This window comes from Burkholderia anthina, from assembly GCF_902498995.1.
Taxonomy (GTDB): Bacteria; Pseudomonadota; Gammaproteobacteria; order Burkholderiales; family Burkholderiaceae; genus Burkholderia; species Burkholderia anthina.
Window position 1 is genome coordinate 1 of the sequence record NZ_CABVLY010000056.1, and the last position, 4,227, is coordinate 4,227.

Genomic DNA, 4,227 nt, shown 5'->3' on the forward strand with positions numbered 1-4,227 from the left:
GGCCGCTGCAGCCGCCGCGGCCGGTGCAGGCTGCTCGGCCTGCGCCGGGCCGGCCGTCGAAGCCGGCGGCGCTTCGCCCGGCGTGGCGGGCTGCGCGCCCGGCTGCGTCATCGCGAGGCTCGCGAGCTGATTGAACTGCGCTTGCAGCAGGTTCCACCAGCCGGACGGATCGAACGCCTGCTGCGCGGCATCGCCTGCGGGCGGCGCGTCCGCGGCGCCCGCCGCGGCATCCGGTGCGGGCGGTGCATCGGCGCGCGGCGCGGACGCCGCCTGCGCGGCCGCGACAGCGGCCTCTTCGGCCGCCGACATCGAACTTTGCGCGAATGCGCCGAACGCGCGCAGCGTCGCGAGCGTCGCCCGCTGCACCTCGAGCGCCTGGATCGCCGACTGCAGCATCCCGAGATTGAGCTTGAGCCACTGCTCGACCGCGCGCAGATCGGTGATCCGCTTGTCGAGCTCCTCGACGCTCGTGAGCGGCGCCATCATGTCGGACATGCTCGACAGCGACGGCGGCAGCCCCGATGCGGCGCCGGGAAACGACGCCATGCCGCCGCCGAACGGCGACATCCGCATCATGTCCCACATCCGGTCGAGCATGTCGGCAGGCTTGAAACCGGCAAAGCCGGCGAAAGGATTGGAACCGGAAGCATCGGTGGTCATACGGGCATCCTGTTTGACTGGGGGAGCAAGGCGGCCGGCGCGCGGCGCGCAACCGCCTCTGGTTCGATCATAGCGCGCACCCGAACGGCACGTCAGAACGGTGCGTCGCCGCGGAAGTCGGGCGGACGCCGCTCGCGCAGCGAGCGGATGCCCTCCTGCACGTCGGGCCCGGAGAAGCCCATGAATTCGAGCGCGAGCGACGTATCGAACGTCGGCCCGGCCGAGCGCAGCCAGTTGTTCAGCGCGTACTTGGTCCAGCGGATCGCCGGCTGCGAACCGTGCGCGAGCCGCTCGGCGACTTCGTATGCCTTCGGCAGCAGGTCGGCCGGCTCGACCGCGAGCGACACGAGGCCGATGCGCTCGGCCTCCTCGCCGCTCACCGGCTCGCACAGCAGCAGGTAGTACTTCGCCTTCGCCATCCCGCACAACAGCGGCCACACGATCGCGGCATGATCGCCGGCCGCGACGCCGAGCCGCGTATGGCCGTCGATGATCCGCGCATCCTTCGCGGCGATCGAGATGTCGGCGAGCAGCCCCGCGACGAGGCCCGCGCCGACGGCCGGCCCGTGCATCGCCGACACGATCGGCTTGCTGCAGTTGATCACGTTGTAGACGAGGTCGCGCGCTTCGCGCCACACGCGGGCGCGCACGTCGAAGTCGTTCGCCATCGCCTCGACGAGCGCGAGATCGCCGCCCGCCGAAAAGCCCTTGCCCTCGCCGCGGATCACCGCGACGCGCGTGTCGGGATCGCGATCGACGTCGCGCCAGATGTCGGCGAGCTCGCGATGCATGCGCGCGTTCGCGGTCGCGAGGCCGCTGCGGTTCGCGCCCTCCCCGCTCATCACGATGTCGAGCACGCCATGATCGCGGCGCGTCACTTTCAGTGCTTCGTAACCGCCGTATGCGGCGAGATCGGCCATGCGCAGCTCCCGGGTTCCTGAAATGCGTCGAACGTTTGAAACGCCTGAATCGAGTGTAGCCAAGCCCGCGCGGGCAAACATCGGGCGAAACCCGGCGCGCGGGCCGAAGCCGGGCTTCGCATGGGCATCAGGCCGCGCCGTCGGGCGGTGCGACCGACTGCTCGATCGCGCCGAAGATCGATTTGCCGGCCGCATCGAACATCTCGATGCGCACGGTGTCGCCGTAGCGCATGAATTCGGTCTGCGGCGCGCCGTGCTCGATCGTCTCGAGGCAGCGCTTCTCGGCGATGCAGCAGTAGCCGCGCTTCGCATCCTTGTTCGACACCGTGCCCGAGCCGACGATCGAGCCGGCACGCAGGTTGCGCGTCTTCGCCGCGTGCGCGATCAGCTGGCCGAAGTGGAACACCATGTCGGTGCCCGCGTCGGGCTGGCCGACCTTCCTGCCGTTCCAGTGGACGATCATCGGCCGGTGCACGCGGCCGTCCTCCCATGCGTCGCCGAGCTCGTCCGGCGTCACGGCGACCGGCGCGAACGCGGTGGCGGGCTTGCTCTGGAAGAAACCGAATCCCTTCGCGAGTTCGGCCGGAATCAGGTTGCGCAACGACACGTCGTTCACGAGCGTGACGAGCCGCACGGCCTTCAGTGCGTCGTCGGGCGACGCGCTCATCCGCACGTCGCCGGTGATCACCGCGACCTCGGCCTCGAAATCGATGCCCCATTCCTCGGACGGGCACACGACGTCGTCGCGCGCGCCGAGGAAGTCGTCGCTGCCGCCCTGGTACATCAGCGGATCGGTCCAGAATTCCGGCGGCATCTCGGCGCCGCGCGCGCGCCGCACGAGTTCGACGTGGTTCACGTACGCGGAGCCGTCGGCCCACTGGAACGCGCGCGGCAACGGCGCCATGCAGTTCGCCGCGTCGAACGCGAACGCATTGCGCGCGCGGCCGTGGTTCAGCGCGTCGTACAGGTCGCGCAGTTGCGGCGCGTAGAACGCCCAGTCGTCGAGGACGCGCTGCAGCGTCGGCGCGATCGCATCGGCGATCGCCGCGGTGTGCAGGTCGCGCGACACGACGATCAGCTGGCCGTCGCGCGTGCCGTCCTTCAGCGATGCAAGTTTCATGGGGTATCTGCCGTTGTAGTGACGATGGAGGGAATCTATTTTACGATGGTGAATCCGTGCGGCGCGCCACGATCGCGCATGCCGTTTTCGTCCCGACCCTTGCCGCATTTTCGCGCCCCGTTGCCCATGCCCGCCAGCCCGCTTCCCGACGACGATCTCGCCGACTCCGATACCGACGATGCCGGCTCCGGCGACGGCGGCGAAGGCGGCGAAAAGGTTCGCTCCGGCATTCAGTCGATCGAGGTCGGCTTTCGCCTGCTCGACGTGCTGACGAGCGAGCCGCGCGCGATGATGCTGCGCGACCTCGCGCAGCGTGCAGGCATGAGCCCTGCGAAGGCGCACCGCTATCTGGTGAGCTTCTCGCGGCTCGGCGTCGTGTCGCAGGATCCCGTCTCGGGCCGCTACGAGCTCGGCGGCTTCGCGCTGCAGATGGGGCTTGCGCGGCTCGCGCGCGTCGACGGCGTGAAGCTCGCGCGGATCGCGCTGACCGAGTTGCGCGACCGCGTCGACCAGACGGTCGGCATCGCGGTGTGGGGCAACCAGGGGCCGACGATCGTGCACTGGATGGAATCGAGCCACCCTGCGAAGGCGTCGCTCAAGCTCGGCGACGTGATGCCGCTGCTCGGCTCCGCAACCGGCCTGCTGTTCGCCGCGTATCTGCCGCGCAGCAAGACCGCCGCGATGCTCGAGCGCGAACTCGCCGATACGCGCCGCTCGCCGCATCACGGCGGCCCGCGCACGCTCGACGAAGTCGATGCGGTGCTCGCCGACGTGCGCGCGCATCAGGCCGCGCGCGTCGAAGGGATGCTGCTGCCGACCGTCCATGCGTTCTGCATGCCCGTGTTCGACGCGGTCGGCGAACTCGCGCTCGCCGTCGTCGCGCTCGGCCAGGAAGGCTCGTTCGACATCGCCTGGGGCGGCGAGATGGATACGGCGCTGCGCGCATGCGCGCAAAAACTGTCGTACGAACTCGGCTATAGTCCGGACGCGCGCGACGCCTGACCCGCGACGCGCGCGACACCCGTGCGAAATCCGCGTGATGCGCCGCGAACGCGCGGGGCATCCGGCGGTCCGATTCGTGTACCGCGCAGCGCGCGGTGCGCCACGACCGCCCCAACCCTGTTCCGATGCGCCGATGCCGCCTGCCGACACCCGTTCCCGTCACGCCCTGCCCCGCCACTGGCTGCGCGCGGGCGTCGCGCTCGTCGTCGTGCTGGTGCTGCACGCGCTCGCGGCGTTGTGGCTGACGCGCAATCGCGAATCGTTCACGCCGCCCGCACCCGCCGAGGTGCCGGTGCAGATCGAACTGCTGAAGCCGCAGCCGATCGAGCGCCAGCCCGCGCCGAAGCCGGCAGCGCACCCGGCCGAACCTGCGCCGGCGAAACGCCCGCCCGCCGCGCCGAAGCCCGCGCCGGCGCGGGAACCCGTCCTCACGTCGACCCAAACGGCCGAGCACGGCGAACCGCCGCCGGCCGCCGCCTCCGCCGCGAGCGGCACGGCAGGCGCGTCGGGCGCGCAGGCGGCGTC

4 protein-coding genes and 1 pseudogene are annotated in these 4,227 nt (G+C 70.7%); 2 read left to right on the forward strand and 3 right to left on the reverse strand.

What is annotated here, in order from left to right:
- The 3 genes from BME24068_RS34705 to BME24068_RS34715 all read right to left on the reverse strand — a co-directional run.
- Positions 1-660 (reverse strand): PhaM family polyhydroxyalkanoate granule multifunctional regulatory protein (locus tag BME24068_RS34705; protein ID WP_174928800.1); only part of this gene is annotated, 660 nt, incomplete at its 3' end.
- A gap of 92 nt (positions 661-752) precedes the next feature.
- Positions 753-1,580: an enoyl-CoA hydratase/isomerase family protein gene (locus BME24068_RS34710; RefSeq protein WP_096509057.1), complete on the reverse strand. Its 828-nt coding sequence runs from the start codon at positions 1,578-1,580 to the stop codon at positions 753-755.
- Between the two features lie 127 nt (positions 1,581-1,707).
- Positions 1,708-2,700, reverse strand: coding sequence for a fumarylacetoacetate hydrolase family protein (locus BME24068_RS34715; RefSeq protein WP_096509056.1), 993 nt, complete (start codon positions 2,698-2,700; stop codon positions 1,708-1,710).
- Between the two features lie 126 nt (positions 2,701-2,826).
- Between BME24068_RS34715 and BME24068_RS34720 the strand changes: the two genes are divergently transcribed.
- Together BME24068_RS34720 and BME24068_RS34725 are read left to right on the forward strand one after the other, a co-directional pair.
- Complete coding sequence (locus BME24068_RS34720; RefSeq protein WP_162826256.1) at positions 2,827-3,702, forward strand: IclR family transcriptional regulator; 876 nt, start codon at positions 2,827-2,829, stop codon at positions 3,700-3,702.
- 133 nt (positions 3,703-3,835) lie between these two features.
- A pseudogene (locus tag BME24068_RS34725) lies at positions 3,836-4,227 on the forward strand (DUF3108 domain-containing protein); the annotation flags it as partial.

What these genes read in the sequence shown, in the direction of transcription:
- BME24068_RS34710 (WP_096509057.1), bottom strand. Translation starts at nt 1,580, where the DNA reads ATGGCCGATCTCGCCGCATACGGCGGTTACGAAGCACTGAAAGTGACG.
- BME24068_RS34715 (WP_096509056.1), bottom strand. Translation starts at nt 2,700, where the DNA reads ATGAAACTTGCATCGCTGAAGGACGGCACGCGCGACGGCCAGCTGATC.
- BME24068_RS34720 (WP_162826256.1), top strand. Translation starts at nt 2,827, where the DNA reads ATGCCCGCCAGCCCGCTTCCCGACGACGATCTCGCCGACTCCGATACC.